Annotated in this window: 12 protein-coding genes; 1 reads left to right on the top strand and 11 read right to left on the bottom strand. The window is 48.7% G+C overall.

All coding sequences use genetic code 11. The features are described 5' to 3' along the window. Positions 1-53: 53 nt before the first annotated feature. The 11 genes from NSB25_RS00625 to NSB25_RS00575 all read right to left on the bottom strand — a co-directional run bounded on the left by NSB25_RS00625 (position 54) and on the right by NSB25_RS00575 (position 15,795). Complete coding sequence (locus tag NSB25_RS00625; RefSeq protein ID WP_103239625.1) at positions 54-2,624, bottom strand: hypothetical protein; 2,571 nt, start codon at positions 2,622-2,624, stop codon at positions 54-56. 158 nt (positions 2,625-2,782) lie between these two features. Then, positions 2,783-4,465 carry an extracellular solute-binding protein gene (locus tag NSB25_RS00620; RefSeq protein ID WP_172455071.1) on the bottom strand — a complete coding sequence of 561 codons (1,683 nt, stop codon included), beginning with the start codon at positions 4,463-4,465 and terminating at the stop codon, positions 2,783-2,785. A gap of 97 nt (positions 4,466-4,562) precedes the next feature. After that, positions 4,563-5,438, bottom strand: a complete 876-nt coding sequence (locus NSB25_RS00615; protein WP_103239623.1) for a carbohydrate ABC transporter permease — start codon at positions 5,436-5,438, stop codon at positions 4,563-4,565. Next, positions 5,435-6,349, bottom strand: coding sequence for an ABC transporter permease (locus NSB25_RS00610; protein ID WP_103239685.1), 915 nt, complete (start codon positions 6,347-6,349; stop codon positions 5,435-5,437). The genes NSB25_RS00615 and NSB25_RS00610 overlap by 4 nt, the downstream gene beginning before the upstream one ends. Positions 6,350-6,609: 260 nt before the next feature. Beyond that, complete coding sequence (locus tag NSB25_RS00605; protein ID WP_103239622.1) at positions 6,610-8,871, bottom strand: helix-turn-helix domain-containing protein; 2,262 nt, start codon at positions 8,869-8,871, stop codon at positions 6,610-6,612. A 169-nt stretch (positions 8,872-9,040) separates the two neighbouring features. Further along, positions 9,041-9,439, bottom strand: coding sequence for a hypothetical protein (locus NSB25_RS00600; protein ID WP_103239684.1), 399 nt, complete (start codon positions 9,437-9,439; stop codon positions 9,041-9,043). 47 nt (positions 9,440-9,486) lie between these two features. After that, complete coding sequence (locus tag NSB25_RS00595; RefSeq protein WP_103239621.1) at positions 9,487-11,052, bottom strand: Y-family DNA polymerase; 1,566 nt, start codon at positions 11,050-11,052, stop codon at positions 9,487-9,489. Between the two features lie 302 nt (positions 11,053-11,354). Further along, on the bottom strand, positions 11,355-12,539 hold the full coding sequence (locus NSB25_RS00590) for a serine hydrolase domain-containing protein (RefSeq protein ID WP_242982397.1): 1,185 nt from the start codon (positions 12,537-12,539) through the stop codon (positions 11,355-11,357). Between the two features lie 245 nt (positions 12,540-12,784). Continuing rightward, entirely contained in the window at positions 12,785-13,726 is a 942-nt protein-coding gene (locus NSB25_RS00585) for a methyl-accepting chemotaxis protein (protein WP_103239619.1), read from the bottom strand. Positions 13,727-13,757: 31 nt separating this feature from the next. Next, on the bottom strand, positions 13,758-14,813 hold the full coding sequence (locus tag NSB25_RS00580) for an FIST signal transduction protein (RefSeq protein WP_103239618.1): 1,056 nt from the start codon (positions 14,811-14,813) through the stop codon (positions 13,758-13,760). Between the two features lie 232 nt (positions 14,814-15,045). Beyond that, on the bottom strand, positions 15,046-15,795 hold the full coding sequence (locus tag NSB25_RS00575) for an SDR family NAD(P)-dependent oxidoreductase (protein WP_103239617.1): 750 nt from the start codon (positions 15,793-15,795) through the stop codon (positions 15,046-15,048). Between the two features lie 573 nt (positions 15,796-16,368). Between NSB25_RS00575 and NSB25_RS00570 the strand changes: the two genes are divergently transcribed. Beyond that, entirely contained in the window at positions 16,369-17,391 is a 1,023-nt protein-coding gene (locus tag NSB25_RS00570) for an Rpn family recombination-promoting nuclease/putative transposase (protein WP_103239616.1), read from the top strand. Positions 17,392-17,393 lie beyond the last annotated feature (2 nt).

The following is a 17,393-nucleotide window of genomic DNA, read 5'->3' as shown; positions in this document are numbered from 1 at the left end:
TCAAAGTATACTATTATTTTCACCTTTTGTAAAGATGCCGGAAAGGTTTGTCTTCACTGTGAACCAGGAACAATTTTAAACACCCGCACCGGCCCCAGCAAACCACCGGGTCGTATCTGCATGTACTCCGAAAAGCGATCTCTGACACGATGCACTAACGTGTTGGCCACCTCGATTTCCAAAAAGTTCTCTCCCGCAATGACCGCTTCCGAGATCTCCCACCGGTAGGGCGAACAGATCCGTATGCCGAGCTCCCTGCCGTTTACCTTGAGCCTTGCTGTGACACCCACATCTCCCAGATCGATTCCCCACTCTCCCGGAGCCTCCAGCTTCAGGCATGTACGATAGCGGATATTCCCGGAAAACCGGGGCCAGCCCTTTCTGCCGGTGATGGCAAACAGCGTGGAATCCTCCCTCACTATTCGGTAGTCCTTCTCCAGTCCCTGTTCTTTCAGTCCAATCTCCCACAAAAGGTCTGGAATCGTAACCTCTTCCCAGCGATCCTCTGTGCCTGCTCCCGCTGAGTATTTTTCCGAAAAATCATCAAATCCAATCAGGCACGACTGGTACGGTGTAAGGCTGACATGCACTTTTCCCTCCACTGCCTCCCCTCTGGTCACTTTTTCTCCCATCAGGTCGATTCGAAGAAAAGCTCCATCACAGGGCAGCTCCACCACACAGTCACAGGGCTCCCCGATCTCCTCCCAGAACAGCATGAACCAGTTGGCGCTTCCTTTTTGAAACCATCCAATCCGCAATCCCGCAGGTACGTTTCCATACTGCCAGGCCAGCTTTCTGTCTCGTATTTCCCGAATCAACCCCTCTGAAAATTTATCGAAAGCCTCCGGCCTGTCCTGCCAGAATACCGTCAGCCCCTGACTTTCCATTCTGCGAAGTATCTGATACAGCCTCTTTGGATACTGCTCTGCATAAGGAACTGCCAGAAAGGTATGTTCATATCCATTCACCTCCAGTTTCCCTTCCCGGATCTGCCCCTGCTCCAGGTAGTCCAGAGACAGGATATCAAAATCCACATGGGCATCGTACAACTCCCGGGCAATTCTGTCCGGGGTGCAATATCGTGGAGTACTCATCCACTCCCCTTCCGCCGGGTAGAGTATGGCCCCTGCCGCCTGCAGGTCAGTTCCCTCCAGTATATGACAGACCTGGTTTACATAATGAATCACGCTGGAAAAACCCGGAAACTGCGGGTCATTTCCCATAGCACCGAAATGGGGCGGACAGTCGGGATCCGGATAACGGTCTGAGAAAGCATGAGGCACAAAGCGGTTGATTCCCCTGACCAGCAGGAAGTCCATCAGCCATTTCATGCAATCGGCCCCTTCCGCCCAGCCATAAGCTCCGAATACCTCGCACATAGCCCTGCCTTGCATCTCCGACTCCATCCTGGCCAGGGAAACAGCCAGCTTTGGCAGCACATAGTGGAAAAATTCGCTGCCGGCCACACCGCCGGCCACAATGGAGGCGGCATCATATCCTGCGAACCCGGGCAGGACCTGTTGCAGCACAATGTCAACCCCGCTGATATCCTGGCCTGACAAAGCTCTGAAATAGTGTCCCGCACCGGCGCCCAGGCGCATATGCGCTCCCATATCCTCAATCAGATGTCCTGTGTACAACACCCCATGTTCCCGGCACCATTTCCCGATTTGTCCGGAAAAATGACATTCCCACAATCTCGTAACCCCGTCCATGTAGGCAAGCCTGACCTGTGGAGCCAGCTCCCGATGGGGATACCAGAGCAGTGGCAGCAGACCATATATCTCTCCCTTACCGGAAGGTATCCCTTCCTCCTCCAGCCGTTTTGGCATTACAAAGAGCAGCTCTTCCGTCCAGGGAAGTGCCAGTCCCGGCTGTCCCAGGGTCCGGTAATACTGTCCCGCGTCTTCTCCCCAGTGCCCTGTCTGCTGACTGTACAACCCTGGCTCGTCCGAGAAGAAGCCTTCCAGAACCGTTCCGAAATATCGGGAAAGATGCATATAATGCGGCTCATATACCGCCTGAATCAGTCTTTTCACGGAACTCCCGGTCAATCCGCTGATATAAGCTGCCTGTTCCGGAAGTCTCCCCCGAAAGGTCCTGATCAGGAAAAATATCCTGTAATACCCTTCCGGAACATCCCAGTAGAGGAATCCTCCTTCCCCATTCGCAGTCAGATCTATCCCCCTTCCGGACAGCTCCTCCCCTCTTCCTGCTCTGCGGTAAGCCACTGCTGCCAGCACATTCTCCCCCGGTTCCAACCCCGGCCACAACACCGCAATCTCCCGGGCAGGACCCGCTACATCCACATGGTGTTCCCGCAGGAACCAGCGTCTGTCACTGTCAGTTGTTTCCCCGCCTTCCTCCAACACTCCGTTGGCATATCCTGTAGGAAAATGCCTGTCATCCAGAATCCAGACCTTCATCCCCCGCTTCCCGGCTTCCTCCAAAATCACCTCCAGGTCCTTCCACCACTCCGGCCCGCAGAAATCCTCATGTGTCCTGGATTCTACGCAAAAAGCCCTGCATCCGCTTTCATATACCTCCTGTATCCGGCCTGGCAGTTCCTGCCTTCTTCCCTGCCGCAGCCAGAAAAAAGGAAAACAGTAATTTTTTCTTTCCATTTTATACTCCTCTGTACGCTATAAGCCATATATAAATCAATTGAAAAAATCAGAGACTGCTGCACAGATCTCATTGCCACCTGCACAACAGTCTCCTTTCACACTCAAAATGATTTCTTTATATCTGAGCTCCTTCTCACCGAACAGAATTCTCCGTCTCAGTTAAAAGAATCGTAATAATCCTCATATTCCTTCTGAATATCGTCCGCCCCCGCTTCCTTCAAGGCTGCCCGGTAGGCTTCGATATTGGCGTCAAATTCTCCCGGTGCGCAGGTGATACATTTCACCAAATATTCATCCCCGGCCAGTCCAAGTTCTGTAGAATTCTCCCTGTGAGTAGGAGATACCCACACTGTCTGACTTCTCACCGTCCCTGCCGTGGCATTGACATAATTGTCCAGCACATACTGCTTCCACTCGCCATAGCTCTGGGCTGTGGACTCCATAAAGTCCTTTTCTGACTTAAAGTATCCGCTGTTTCCTACCAGGAACAGATCATTGCAGATCCAGTCTTTATCCTTTGCATTGTAATCCATATCCTTGACCACAGGTACTCCGTCTTCATACTGGAAATGCTCTCCCTCAAAGCCATGATACAGGGTAAATCCTCCTTCCTGGGTAGCCAGCCAGTCCAGGTAAGTAATGCAGGCTTCCACATTTTTTGCTGTCTTTGGAACGAAGATGGACATACCGTTCAAAGCATAGCCGGGGTTGTAGAGCTGTCCATCATTCACATTTTTGAAAGGCGGAATGGAGACATACTCTGCATCCGGATCGGTTTCTTTTAAGGTCTGCAGTAATGAGCCTCTGTCCGTTGCCACATTATAGTTCACATTTGCCTCGTATACACCCACCTGGCCGTTTACCGCCAGCTTCCCAAGTTCTCCGTCCGCGGCCGTATAGTACTCCGCTTCCACCAGGCCCTCGTTGTATAATGTGTTGAGAAATCTAAGATATTCTACCGCGCCCTCATCCTTATACAGCAGATTCCAGAAATTCTTGTTGTAGGTCTTTCCATCCGGCGCGGATTCCAGGAAGGAATGTGCCAGCGGTGCCAGAGCATAAGCACCAAACTGTGCGGAATAATAGGGTACACAGTCAGGATACTTATCCTTAAATGCTTTCAGTACCGTATGCAACTCCTCCACAGTAGTGGGAATTTCCATATTCAGCTCATCCAGCCAGTCCTTGCGGATAAAGGTCTCCATCATGGCTCCACTGGCTCTTCTGGCTGTGACAGCGAACAATTCACCGTTCTCGTTGCGCCCGTAATCCAGCACATCCTCCGTCACATAAGCTTTCAGATTCCTGGCCTGGTCTGCTCCGTCAACATATTCGCTGAGGTTATAGGTACCACCCTCTTCAAAATAGGACTTTGCCACCTCAATATTGTAAATGAAGGTCAGATCAGGAGAAGTACCTGTCGCCATCATAGTCTGGAGCTTCGTCACTTCTTCACTTCTGGGCACAGCCACAAATTCCACGTTGATACCTACCTTGTTCATCTCCTGGTTGATATATTCTGTCCATTTATTATCTGTGACAGTGGAACCCTCCGGCGCATTGCTTCGGTCAAAAATCTCTACCGTGATGGTCACATTGTCAAACGTTTTATCTCCATAGGTGGTCTGATAGCCGCTGGCCTCCTCCCCATCCTTTCCATCTGCCTGTTCTCCGGACTCTGTCTGAGAATTGCTCCCAGGTGTACTCTCCCGGTTTTCTGTGTCGGCGGATGATGCTCCGCCTCCTTCCCCCTGGCCACAGCCTCCCAGAAGTATACTTCCCGTCAATACAGTGGCCAGTACGGCCGCACTAAATCCATTTCTCCTCTTTAACATCATACACTCCATTCCGCCGCAGATACCTGCAGCTGTTCTTTCTCACGGGCAGCATACATCCCGCCGCCTGCATTTCTCTGAAACATTTTCTTTTATATGCTCACCCTTTCACCGATCCCAACATAACACCCTTCACAAAATACTTCTGCAGCCAGGGATACACCACAATAATGGGCAGAGTAGCAAACACAATGGTAGCCATCTTCAGGGATTCTGGCATGGCCTGGGTGCCCATGCCCTCTGCCGCCATTGAAGCCTGGTTCAGTTCATTGGCAAAAAGCATCTGCCGCAGGCGCAGCTGCAGAGAGAATTTTTCCCCTGACTGAATATAGATGAGGGAACTGAAGTAATCGTTCCAATACCCCACTGCATAAAACAACCCTATTGTGGCGATAATCGGTACAGACAGAGGCAGCGCAATCTGAAACAGAACTTTCATGTCTCCGGCTCCATCGATCAGAGCAGCTTCCTCCAGTTCTTTTGGCAATTCCCGGAAGAAAGTCCTCATCACAATGAAGTTAAACACGCTCATGGCAGAGGGCACCACCAGAGCTGCATAAGTATCGTACATGCCAAGTCCGTGCACCACGATAAAGGTGGGAATGATACCTCCTCCAAAATACATGGTAAACAACAGAAATCCGCTGATAATCTTCCTGCCCTTCAGCTTCTCCTTGGACAGGGCATAAGCTGCCGCTATGGTTAATGCAAGCCCCAGAGCAGTCCCGGACAATGTCACAACAAAGGACACCCGCATGGACAGCCAGATAGACTGCTGTTTAAAGATTTCCCGGTAAGAATCCAGCTGAAAATCAATGGGATAAAATGTTACCTTCCCTCCCAGCACGGCCGCCTTTCCACTGACAGAACAGGCCAGGACATTCAGGAAAGGATACGTACACAGAATTACGATAAGGGTAATAATAACATACAGCAGAGCTTCTCCAAAAGACAACTTCCTTTTTTCCCCTCTCATAGAATTCCCTCCTCTCCCATAAGCTTCGCAGCCCGGTCCACCACCACCAGTATCACAATATTTACCAATGACTGAAACAGGCCGATGGCTGTGGCCAGGTCATACTGGGCCTTCTCGATACCCAGCCGGTATACATAGGTACTGATCACCTCCGAGATGGCCATCACCTTTGTGTTGCCCAGAAGCAATGGCGCATCCAGGCCAATGCTCATCATCTTACTTACATTCAGAATCAGCATGGTAGCTGCCACCGACTTGATCATAGGCAATGTGATATAACGGATTCTCTGAAGTCTGGTTGCTCCATCCAGGTATGCAGCCTCATAAAGGCTCTCGTCTACCCCCGTCAGGGCTGCCAGATAGATAATTGTTCCCCAGCCGATCTCCTTCCAGATATTACACAGGATGTAAGTAAAAACCCACCATGCATTGTTGCTGAGGAAAGGAATCGGGCCCACCCCTATGCCCTCCAGCATCTTGTTCACCGTGCCGTTAGACATGTTAAACAGGTTCTGGGCGATACCCGCCACTACCACCCAGGATATGAAATGGGGCAGGTAGAGCAGGGATTGGGATACTCTCTTAAATTTGACGGCGCGCAGCTCATTTAGCATCAGAGCCAGCATAATCGTCAGCGGAAAGCTGACCGCCAGGGTCGCCAGGTTCAGCGCCAGGGTGTTTCTGATAGAATTCCAGAATTGCTGGTTCTTAAAAATCTTGAGAAAATTCTCCATTCCCACAAATTCAGAACCCAGGATTCCTTTGAAAATATTGTAATCCTGAAAGGCCATCACGATTCCCGCCATCGGCAGATATTTAAAGATAAAATAGTACAAGATCACCGGGAGCACACACAGATACAGCCAGAAATCACGTTTCAGATAGTATAGCGCTCCTCTTTTCCTCTTCAATCCATACCTCCTCCTGCTGCATATACAGCTTTCTCTTTCTTGCAGGGTATACCTTTGTATGTTCTCTTTTCCCTGCAATGCAATATGTCCCTGCCGCCATTGGCGCCTTACATGCGGCCCGTCCACAGATTCATTATAGGCATACAAATTCGCACATGACAATCGTGTGTTTCTTGCTTTTCCCTTCACTTTCTATAAAAAATCTTTCTGACTATAGAAAATAAAAGAAGCTGTATAGGAATGTAATCCCTCCAGCTTCTCTATTCCCGGTACTGCCGCTTCCATTCTCCCGGGGTCAGTCCCTTATACTTTTTAAAAAAGCGAGAAAAACTCTGTGCATTGTTATACCCCACCTTCTGTGCGATCACTGCCAGGGTCTCGTCTGTCTGCTGTAGCAGCTCCGCTGCCTTCTGGATTCGAATCCGATTCAGGTAATCTATAAGCTTCTCTTCCTTCTCATGATGGGCCTTGAAAACTTTGTTCAGATACACATAGCTGATACCGATGGCATCCGCCACCTCCGTCACGTTAATATTTTTCCAGTAATTTTCCTGTATATAGGTGACGGCATCCAGATAGTATTTATTCTCCTTCTGACGATTCTTCTGATTGTTCATGGACTCCAGCCGCCTGGACAGAATCCTACGCATATATTCTATCAGCTGATCCAGGGACTGTATTTCATACACTTCCCTGAGAGGATCTCCATGGCTGTCCTCCAGGGGTTCCAGCCCCAGTTCCTTGTCGATCTCCCCCAGAATCCTGGCACAAAGGTTCTGGGCGTAATCCTTTCTGCCCATAGTACAGATTTCCTGCTGCAGTTCTGCCAGTTTTTCTGAAAGGGACTCTCCTTCTCCTGTGACAATGGCCCGGATCAGGAAAGGTGCATACGCCAGCATACTTTTGTAGTTGTAATTTTCTTCTGCCAGGGGATATACCATTCCCCTTTTGCTGTCCTTTCTCCTGAAAAATGCTTCGTTCTCCAGACTGATCCTGCAGAGCCTGTACTGTTCCTGAATGGATTCCTTTACAGAGAAAGCCTTGCTGGAGGCAAAATAATTGTCATCCCCTGTCAGTTCATTGAAGATTCGCACCAGAAACTGTTCCGACCTCTGGATTTCCTCCTTCGTGTCTCCGCTGAAAAGCACGGCAAAGTCCCCGGCTGATGTCTCAGACAGGATTCCCTCCAGCCTGGCCATCAGGTATACGTCCAGAGTCTCCTGGAGCCGTCTGTTCCGTGTTTCTCTTTCCCCACTCTCCAGGTTCTCCCGCAGTCTGCACAGCAGCAGAGAACACTGTTTCTTCTCCCCCGAACCGAAGATCGCAGCAGTTTCCTGGAAGAAATGCTCCTGGACGAGGATGCCGTCGAAGAGCATTCGCAGCTTGGCCGCACTGACAAAAGCCTCCTGAATACGGGCATCCGCCTCCGTTTTTTTCACATTTTTCATATGGAAGAATGCCTTCTTGATGGCATGTCCCTCCGCCTCCTCGTCCAGTCCTGCCAGACCTGCTTTCCTCCGGTACACACTGACCACATTGTACAACTCGCTCAGCGGACTATAGATCCGGGCTGCTATCAGAAAAGCCAGGGCCAGCATCACCGCCAGGACGATTCCCGCCACCCTCACAATATAGCTGCCATATCCAATGCTGTCGCTGTACATAATGTCCAGCGGAATGGACTCCATATAGTAAACTTCCTCTGTCAGGGCACATGCAAAATAATACCGTTCCTCGCCCCGGGCCATGTAAAACCCTTCCTGTGCATGCCAGTCCAGATTCCCGGCCTCTGTCCCCCCGTTCTCCCTGTCGAGAAAAGAGTCATACAGCACCTCCTCTCTCCCGAACAGACAGATGCGCTTGCCCTTGCGTCCAAATTGTTTGAACAATTCCTTTCCCAGGGCTTCCATATCTATATTCCCCACCAGAACCCCCCGCATCTCCCGGGGCGTGATCATCGTCATTACATTCTTCACTGAATAATGTGAGGCCATGCCGCCGGCCGGTATCTTTTCAAGAAAGCCTTCATCCATGCTTTTTCGAACAGGAAGGTACTGCACACTGACTGCTAAAGCCCTTTGCTCCGACCAGGCAGTATCATAAAAGGATTCCAGACTCTGCTGTTTCGAGGTAGAATCCCAGATTTTCCCGGTTTCCGTTTCATATAGATATACAGAATACAGAGAAGGGTTCCAGTTAGTAATTCTGGAGACTTCTGCCATCACACGTATCATATGCTCCGGCTTTTTTGTAGTCATATAATTCTTGTATGCTGTGCCATAGAGCACACCTACCAGGTCCTGTTCCACGGAACTGACAATACGCCTGTATGCCTCCTGCACTTCTGCAAGGCTGCGGCTTTCCTTCTCCATTATGTCCCCATGGTTCTTCTTCCTGATATCCTGATACCATACAATCCCCATGATCACCGTGGGAACCAGAATGATCAGCAGAAAACTGACCATAACCTTCACAAAAATATTGGTTCTGCTATCGATCGTTATTTTATCCTTTGCAGACATCCTCCACTCCCTGCAGGTTCCAGACCATACCTTTCTGTATACAGATCTTGAAACTGCTATTTCTATATACTACCCTGTTTTCTTTCCACTACAAATATATCATCGAATCCCTGCCTGGTCAAATTCGGACTGCCCGAATTATAGAAAGTGACAGAATCTGTATAGGAAGTCATATAAGCTGCACAATCTCCCCCACAGCTATCCTGGTACCGTCTGTCATCACCAGCACCCGCTCATATATGTCGATTTTCCTGACCCGGCCCCTGACTGTCACATAGGACCCTCCAGCCTTCTTCCCGTCCGGGCAGAAATAAGTAATCACCGCCTGGGGACATTCCTCTATCCTTTCCTGCAGCATCCGCAGCTTCTCATCCAGAAGCGCTTTTGCATCTTCGTCCAGTTCTATCTTTTTTTCCGTCAGACGACCCGCCTCTCTGATGACCTCTTCATACCCGGTCAGTGCGGCGAAGGCCGAAAACTGTGCCGCCCGGTCGGCTATGAGCATATGCGGATGCGTCTTGGACACATGATGCGGTAAATATAGAATATCTTCGTAATTATGATTCATTTTCTCCTCACCCCATATGGCATTCCGCAATCTCCGCTGTCTAAATATTACGCCCTGTGTCCTCCAATCTGTCGGTTGCGTTCCTGTGTCATGGCCCCTTCCTCCAAATTCATCCCCTTCAGCACGGCATTTTTGCCGAATTTCTTCCTGAGGGTCAACATAGCTTCCTGCATCCTTCTCTCCCTCGCCAGTTCGGCCGCCTCCTTCTCCCGCTGTCTCTCCAGCGCTTCATAGTCCGTAAAGAGATCCAGCTGTTCGTAAGCATTTTCCTCCGAAACCAGATTCTCCTCCATCACACGGCCCGCAGCCACTGTCACCCTTCTGAGCAGCAGATTCCTGTCCACAATTCGGTCGTACAATTCCGTTACGGCATCCAGAATCAGTCTGGTGGACGATGTCTTCCTCCCAAGATTGATACTGCCATGAGCGTGCTTTGGGACCTTTCTCCCGTAATGGTCGGTGGTCACAGGCCCTTTATAACGTTTCCGGATGTCCGGATCGGTCAGATTCTCAATGTCATAACCTATGGTCAGCACCATCTGATCCGTCACCAGCCCTTTGTCCACCAGATCCAGAACCAGAAGGTCTGTCATCTCCCGCACAATCAGTCTGCCCTTCTCAAAATCATAAGGACATTTCAGCACCTGCCCGGAGCTCATACTGCTGTTATCCGGCTTATATGCCTTGATATCTGCCATGGTACATGGTTCCCATCCCCAGGCATGATCAATCAGAAGCTCTGCATTCACACCGAACAGCCGGTACAGCAAATCTTCATTATAATAATCGCCCGCTTTCCCCATGGAACATCTGGCCACATCTCCCATGGTAAACATTCCATTTTCTTCCAGTTTCCCGGCATATCCCCTGCCAATCCGCCAGAAATCAGTGAGTGGACGATGATTCCACAGACTCCTTCTGTAAGATATTTCGTCCAGTTGTGCAATTCTCACACCATCCTCGTCCGGCGCCACATGCTTCGCGCCGATATCCATAGCAATCTTGCTTAGATAGAGATTCGTGCCAATCCCCGCTGTGGCGGTGAGGCCCGTCTCCCTCAAAATATCCCGTATCATTTTCTTAGCCAGCTCTCTTGCGGTAAGCCCGTAAGATTCCAGATAGCAGGTCACATCCATCATCACCTCATCTATGGAATAAACATGAATGTCTTCCGGCGCCACATATCTCAGATAGACACTGTAAACCCTCCTGCTGTATTCCATATACAGGGCCATCCTGGGGGGCGCCGTAATATAGGAAACGGCATATTCCGGATGCTCCTTCAGCTCCATGGCATCACAGGAAGAACCGGTAAAGGCATGTCCGGGCACCTGCCGCAGACGTTCGGCATTCACTTCCCTGACCCGCTGAACCACCTGGAACAGTCTCGCCCGTCCCGGAATCCCATAGGCTTTGAGAGATGGAGAGACCGCAAGGCAGATGGTCTTCTCGGTACGGCTGCTGTCTGCTACCACGAGATTCGTAACCAGTGGATCCAGTCCCCGCTCCATACACTCTGCGGAAGCATAGAATGATTTCAGATCGATGGAAATATAAATGTGATTCTCCCGCTCCACTCCATACACCTCCAATCCTTTGCCTGATGAAATCATTATATCAGAACACACGTTCTTTTGCAACCATACGTTCGCATTTTACATTATTTTCCAACCCCGCTTTTCCAGAAGCCAACAACAGGAACCGGCTTCTTATATAATCCTGTGTAATCCGCCGAACTTTCTGTGATTTAAAAAATCTGATGTAATGCAGGCTGATACCATGCTTTACACCAGATTCTCTGTCTTGATTCTTTTGTTTCCAGACAGGCAAAATACTGCCCAAATATCCTCGTTCAGACCATCGCTTCCACGATAATCCTGTCCCCCTGTGTGATAGCTTTGCAAGCTTAACAGTACTAAAAGTTACTCAGAATCAGATTCCGCAGCTTTCTCGTCAGTGAAAAGGTCCCCCCGTCCTTTTTCTGCGTTCCCATGAGAATGGTCATGTTTTCCTCCGGGAAATTGGCAAAATAGACGCCCAGCCAGCCGTCCCAGCCGTACTCTCCCTTTCTGGTCAGGCCGGATGCCTGGCCGGGCTCCTTGCACACCCGCATCAGATTCCCATAGCTGTAGCCTTCCAGTCCAAGCCACTGACAAAAGCTCCTCTGCTGCCGGGGCTGAAGCTGACCGCCTGTGAGATACTGCACGGTTCTGGACGTGAGAATGCGTTTCCCTCCGTAATTTCCACCCGCCAGAAGCATTCGAGCAAATTTCATATAGTCATCCAGTGTAGAAACAAGCCCCGCACCTCCCGCCATATAGGCCGGCAAGTGATCCATGGAATGATTGATGGCAAGATGGTCTCCTGAATAGAGATTCAAATCGCCTTCGCCTCTCTCCCCTGTAACGGTCTCATAAACTTTCGCCAGACGTCCCTGCTTTTCTTCCGGCACATAAAAAGCTGTATCTTCCATGCCAAGAGGATTGAAGATTTCCTCCTCCATAAATTCTGCCAGCGATTTCCCGGAAACCACTTCAATCACAGCTCCCAGCACATCCGCCGAGGTACCGTATTGCCATGAGCTTCCCGGCTCATAAGCCAGAGGTCCCTCCGCCATCCTTTCCGCCAGCTCCCTGGTGCTCATCTCCCTCTCCGTCCCCAGTCTGACGCAGGCTTCCTCGTAAACCTTCGCGGACGCCCTGCCGGACGCAGTGCTGTCATTGGGATAGGAAAGCCCTGAAGTCATATTCAGCAGATTATAGAGCCGCAGCGGCTGCATCGACTGTTCCATATGCCCGTCTGCAGTCTCCACATACAGTTTCCTGTACGCGGGAAGGAACTCTCCCACATTCTGGCACAGGTCTATTTCTCCCCGATCCATCAGAATCATGGCGGCAGCAGCCGTCACCGGTTTCGTCTGAGAATACAGACGAAATATGGTATCCCGGTTCATCTCCCTGCCCTCCTCCCTATCGGCATTCCCGGCCTGTGCGTAAATCAGCTCCCTGCCGTCCTGCTCCACCAGCAGATTCACACCTGCCACCAGTGAAGTCTTCACTGCCTGCTCCATCACTCCCTGTATTCTGCCGCTTATCTCCACTTTTCTTCTCCTTTTCACAGCTTCTATTTCTGTGTTAATAAATTATGTAATAAAGGAAATTCTCTTATTACTATCCGCAAGGCGTTTTTAGGCATTCTCTTCTCTAGGTACATACATCATATCAATGCTCAATTCAAGCATCTCAAAACTTTGTGACCTGTGTATAGAGAATCCCTGTGCCACCTTATCAAAAAGGGGACACAGGGAATAAATCTTTTCTTAATATATAACCACTCTGCCTTCCCTCACAGTTCCTTATCTCTGATTACAGGAGCAATCTGGGAAAGCATATTATCCACATCCTCAAACATGGCGCTTTTGGTGGTACCCAGATTATTTGCCCGCTCGATATGCTTTATCACTTCCTGATACCGAAGCCTGATTGCATCAAAAAACTGGCAGAGCACCTGTAATGCGCTCTGGGACTGCTCTATCACACCGGAAATCTCCCCCTGCACGGCAGAAGCACCCTCTGCTGCCGTGGTAATCTGCTGAAAAGCTTCCGATGTACTGTTTACAATCCCAAAGCCCTTGCCCAGCTCCTGCTGAGAAGCCTGTATGCTGTCACTCAGCTGCACTGTACCGCTTTCCACATGGCGCACACCGGTATCCACATCGTCGGTCAACTCCTTGATTTCTTTGGCAAGCTCTCTGACCTTTTCCGCAACCACAGCAAATCCTTTCCCCTGCTCACCGGCTCTTGCCGCCTCAATGGAAGCATTGATTGCCAGAATATTGGTCTCGTCCGCTATGGACACAATCTTCCCCATACAGCGCTGAATATCCTTCACCGCTGTCTGCAGCTGTTCGAAAGTACTCTCCATTGCATTGAAAGAATTCTGTATCTTCGCTGAAGTATCCTTCAAGTCTTCCACCTGATCCTGTGCTCCGGATACCATCTGAGTGATATCCTCCCGCACCTGCGCAAACTGTCCTGCAGCCTCATTAATATTGGAAAAAGACTGTCCAAAATCCTGTAGCTGCCTCTGAAAATGGTCTGCTTCACTCAGTACACCGGAAAAGGATCTTTCCACCATACTCAGCTCAGACAGCGATTCCACTTCCTTCCGGGCCAGTTCTTTTTGGTAGTCCTTCAGGCTGCCCGTCACATGAAGAATTGGATAGAGACTTTTTTCATCATGATATATCTGACCTGATTTTTTCCGGCCTTTTTTTGAAAATAACATTTTATATCCTCCATTCCAGTTCCTTTTTCATTTATTCAAATACAACACATGTCATGGACTGATTGACAAAGCGGTTATTGTAATGTTCTCCATATCCCACAAAACCTGCATGCATCCCCAATGCTCCCATTTCTTTCAGATAGGCCTGCATATAATTATGCTCGCTGAACAGTTTATAACGGAACAGACAGTTTACGGAGAAAACTGCCGATCGTTTCGGAAACTCTCTGCAGATATTTCTTATAGTATCCTGCACAATAGCCCTGTAATCTCCCAACTCCAGCAAGATCAGCACATCCGAGTCATTTACCTGGCGGAAACAGGCCAGAGAGTTGCCGTTTACCTCTTTGATGGAAATAATGCAAGTATCGTCTCCATTGATTTTACCGAAAGGATTCTTGAATGTCTGTGTCAATATCTGCTGATCTGTCACATGAAGAATATCTTTATATACCTGTTTGGCCGGAGTCCCGTTCAGGGAACCGAGTATGTAGTTTGCTCTGTCTGTATTAGAGGCTATAAAACGATAATTTCCAAGCTGATGATAAATATTTTCTTTGTAGGTTTTCACACGTCCGCCCTGGTTCCGAATCAGCGCGTATGCCGCCGCATCCTCGTAAATCCTGCCGTTGGCGGATACCTTCCCCGCGTCTCCGGTTCCGCCCACCAGCTGTATTCCGCTCCTCTTCAAAACTGAGTTAACTGTGGTCAGCACACAGGCATCATTCCCGCTGCAGAAATCAATACATACCGTATCCCTCGACGATCCTCCCACTTTTTGTACATCCTTCTCCAGCCGTTCAATATATTTTACCGGCATGGTAGATACCTGTTCCAAAACATTTGCCGTCGCGTTGACTCCATCTGAAAATGCAATGACACCCACTCCTGTTTCCACGATTCTGGTATCATAGCTCATTCCGATACATCCGATGCTGGGAACCTTCGGATAAAGCGATTCCAGCGCCTTTACATGCGCTTCAAACTGCGTATTATTTGACAATAGCATAATAAACTGGGGATTACTCAGACTACGAACTGCCTCTGCCAGATCTCCCCGTTGGCTCATCCCAAAAAACTGCCTCATATAGCGGTCTTCCTTTCCTGTCTCCGTATCGTAAAACCTATCCGTAAAACTGATTATACCTTATAACAAAGGAGAACGTCAACATTTATTCTCCGGACTTTTCATCTGTTACTTGGCTGTGTTACATCTATTCCCCTGCTGTCCTTACAACAGAAAACGGCTTCCCGCTCTGGAACAGAACTGTTCCAACACAGGAAGCCGCACATTTTGTCTTCAGACAGCTGTTCCTTTCTCAGGTTCTGGCCGCGCCGTCCACGGAAAGAATGACACCCGTCACATAGCTTGCCATGTCACTTGCCAGATAAAGGAAGGCATTGGCCACATCCTCGGGCTCTCCCACACGTCCCAGGGGAATAGTCGCAATCAGCGGTTTTATCATTTCCTCGGGCAGCGCCGCCACCATATCAGTTCTGGTAACTCCGGGAGCAACTGCATTGACACGAATATTGTCTCTGCCCAATTCCCTGGCCAGAGACTTGGTCAGTCCATTCACAGCAAATTTGGATGTGGGATATGCCACTCCGGAAGGCTGTCCATAAATACTGACCATGGAGCTGGTATTCAGGATGACACCGCCCCCCTGTTCCTTCATGACTTTTGCTGCTGCCTGCGCACAGTTGAACACTGCGTTGACATTCAGCGCCATTGTCTTCGCAAAATCTTCCGGCTTATAGTCATACAGACTGTCTCTTGCGGATACTCCCGCATTGCTGACCATTATATCAAAGCTTCCAAATGTTTCCTTTACCTTTGCAACTGCTTTTGCAACCTCTTCCGGATTCTGCAGGTCCGGGCACAGTCCGATTACTTTATAATCCGGATTCTCCGCTTTCAGTTTATCCAGTGCTTTGTCTACTGTCTCCTGCCTGGAACCGCACAGTGCCACAGATGCGCCGTTGTCCAGATACAGCTTTACAATTGCATAGCCGATACCTCTTGTGCCGCCTGTAACCATGGCTGTTTTCCCTTTTAACAACTCCATTTCTCCATACCTCCATTTTCAGAATTCCGAACACAGTATGCGCTGCTCCGGTTACATATTCAACTTCCCTATTCAGAATATCCCAATTCGAGAATATTGTCAACCATGCATAAATTCATTGTCTGAATATTCAGGTAAGCATTTTGCACATACAAAATATGTATTGTTTTTCCTGAATCAGTGTCCTTTCTAACTATATATTGTATGCGCACTTGTTTTTGTCGTTATATCGTCAATTCTTTTTCTACGTCAATATTCTATATATTGGCTTTACAGATCATCCCCTGTTATAATATATTGATTTTATTATAGGAACCGCTTCGCAAGCCCTATAATCAAAGGATTATTCAGGATTTCTGTTATATCGTTTCTGCCAGCCCCTATTTCTAATCTGTTTGTCAAAGCACTCTTCCTCCTGCCCCACAGCCTCAACTACAGTTCCAATTCAACTGACATTCCATGTCTGTTTCAAGAAGGCTGATTTTATTATCAAAACTATATGGCGGAATCTAAGACAAGATTCTATGAGCAAAATTCTGTTATTAAAATTCTATATTAGAAAGGAATTCCATTATGTCTGAAAACATCTTTACTTCGTCTATTTTTCCAAAGCTTCCTGCATCTCCTGAACTTCCTGACTTTCTCAGCTCCGCCACGGGGCCTGTAACGGTCCGTATGACCAATGATTACCTTTTCCGCGCCCTCCTCCAGTCCAGCAACAAAACTCTGAAAGGACTGATTGGTTCCCTGCTTCATCTCCATCCTGATGAAATTCTTTCCGCCGAAATTACAAATCCAATCCTGCTGGGCTCTGCTGTGGATGAAAAAGACTTTATCCTCGATGTTAAAATTCTTCTCAATAACAGCATCATCCTCAACCTGGAACTTCAAGTCATCAATCAGCATAACTGGCCTGAACGCTCCCTGCTTTATCTGTGCCGTGCTTTTAATAATCTCAATTCCGGAGAAGATTATCAGCAGGTAAGGCCCGCCATACATATAGGGCTTCTGGATTTTACTCTGTTCAAGAATTATCCGGAGTTCTATGCTACCTATATGATGTTGAACGTTAAAAATTTTATGATATATAGTGACAAACTGCGCCTTTCTGTGGTAGACTTAACTCATATAGATCTGGCTACCAAAGAGGATAAGCAATATCGAATCGATCAATGGGCCGCTCTCTTCAAAGCAACCACATGGGAGGAAATCAAAATGATTGCACAGCAGAATGACGATATTCTGGCAGCAAGTAATGCTGTCTACAGACTTACTCAAGAAGAACGAATCCGGCAAATTTGTGAAGCACGGGAAGATTATTATCGCTGCCAGCGCGGAATGCAACGATTTATGGAGGAACAGGTCGCCACAGTAAAAAGGCAGGAAGCTATTTTAAAGGAACAGGAAGTCGCTTTAAAGGAACAGGAAGTCGCTTTAAAGGAACAGGCAGCTGCTTTAAAGGAGCAGGCAGCTGCTTTAAAGGAGAAGGCTAATGCTTTGAATGAAAAAGATTCTGCTCTGACCGAAAAGGATTCTCTCATTGCCACTCTTTTAGCGGAAAAGGAGCAGTTAGAGAAAAAACTGACCGGAAATTAATA

Origin of the sequence: Acetatifactor muris (assembly GCF_024623325.1) — a bacterium.
GTDB classification, from domain to species: Bacteria; Bacillota; Clostridia; order Lachnospirales; family Lachnospiraceae; genus Acetatifactor; species Acetatifactor muris.
This window is presented reverse-complemented; position numbering and strand designations above follow the sequence as displayed.

Coding starts and splice junctions, on each gene's coding strand:
- NSB25_RS00625 (WP_103239625.1), bottom strand. CDS start 2,624: ATGGAAAGAAAAAATTACTGTTTTCCTTTTTTCTGGCTGCGGCAGGGA.
- NSB25_RS00620 (WP_172455071.1), bottom strand. CDS start 4,465: ATGATGTTAAAGAGGAGAAATGGATTTAGTGCGGCCGTACTGGCCACT.
- NSB25_RS00615 (WP_103239623.1), bottom strand. CDS start 5,438: ATGAGAGGGGAAAAAAGGAAGTTGTCTTTTGGAGAAGCTCTGCTGTAT.
- NSB25_RS00605 (WP_103239622.1), bottom strand. CDS start 8,871: ATGTCTGCAAAGGATAAAATAACGATCGATAGCAGAACCAATATTTTT.
- NSB25_RS00600 (WP_103239684.1), bottom strand. CDS start 9,439: ATGAATCATAATTACGAAGATATTCTATATTTACCGCATCATGTGTCC.
- NSB25_RS00595 (WP_103239621.1), bottom strand. CDS start 11,052: ATGATTTCATCAGGCAAAGGATTGGAGGTGTATGGAGTGGAGCGGGAG.
- NSB25_RS00585 (WP_103239619.1), bottom strand. CDS start 13,726: ATGTTATTTTCAAAAAAAGGCCGGAAAAAATCAGGTCAGATATATCAT.
- NSB25_RS00580 (WP_103239618.1), bottom strand. CDS start 14,813: ATGAGGCAGTTTTTTGGGATGAGCCAACGGGGAGATCTGGCAGAGGCA.
- NSB25_RS00575 (WP_103239617.1), bottom strand. CDS start 15,795: ATGGAGTTGTTAAAAGGGAAAACAGCCATGGTTACAGGCGGCACAAGA.
- NSB25_RS00570 (WP_103239616.1), top strand. CDS start 16,369: ATGTCTGAAAACATCTTTACTTCGTCTATTTTTCCAAAGCTTCCTGCA.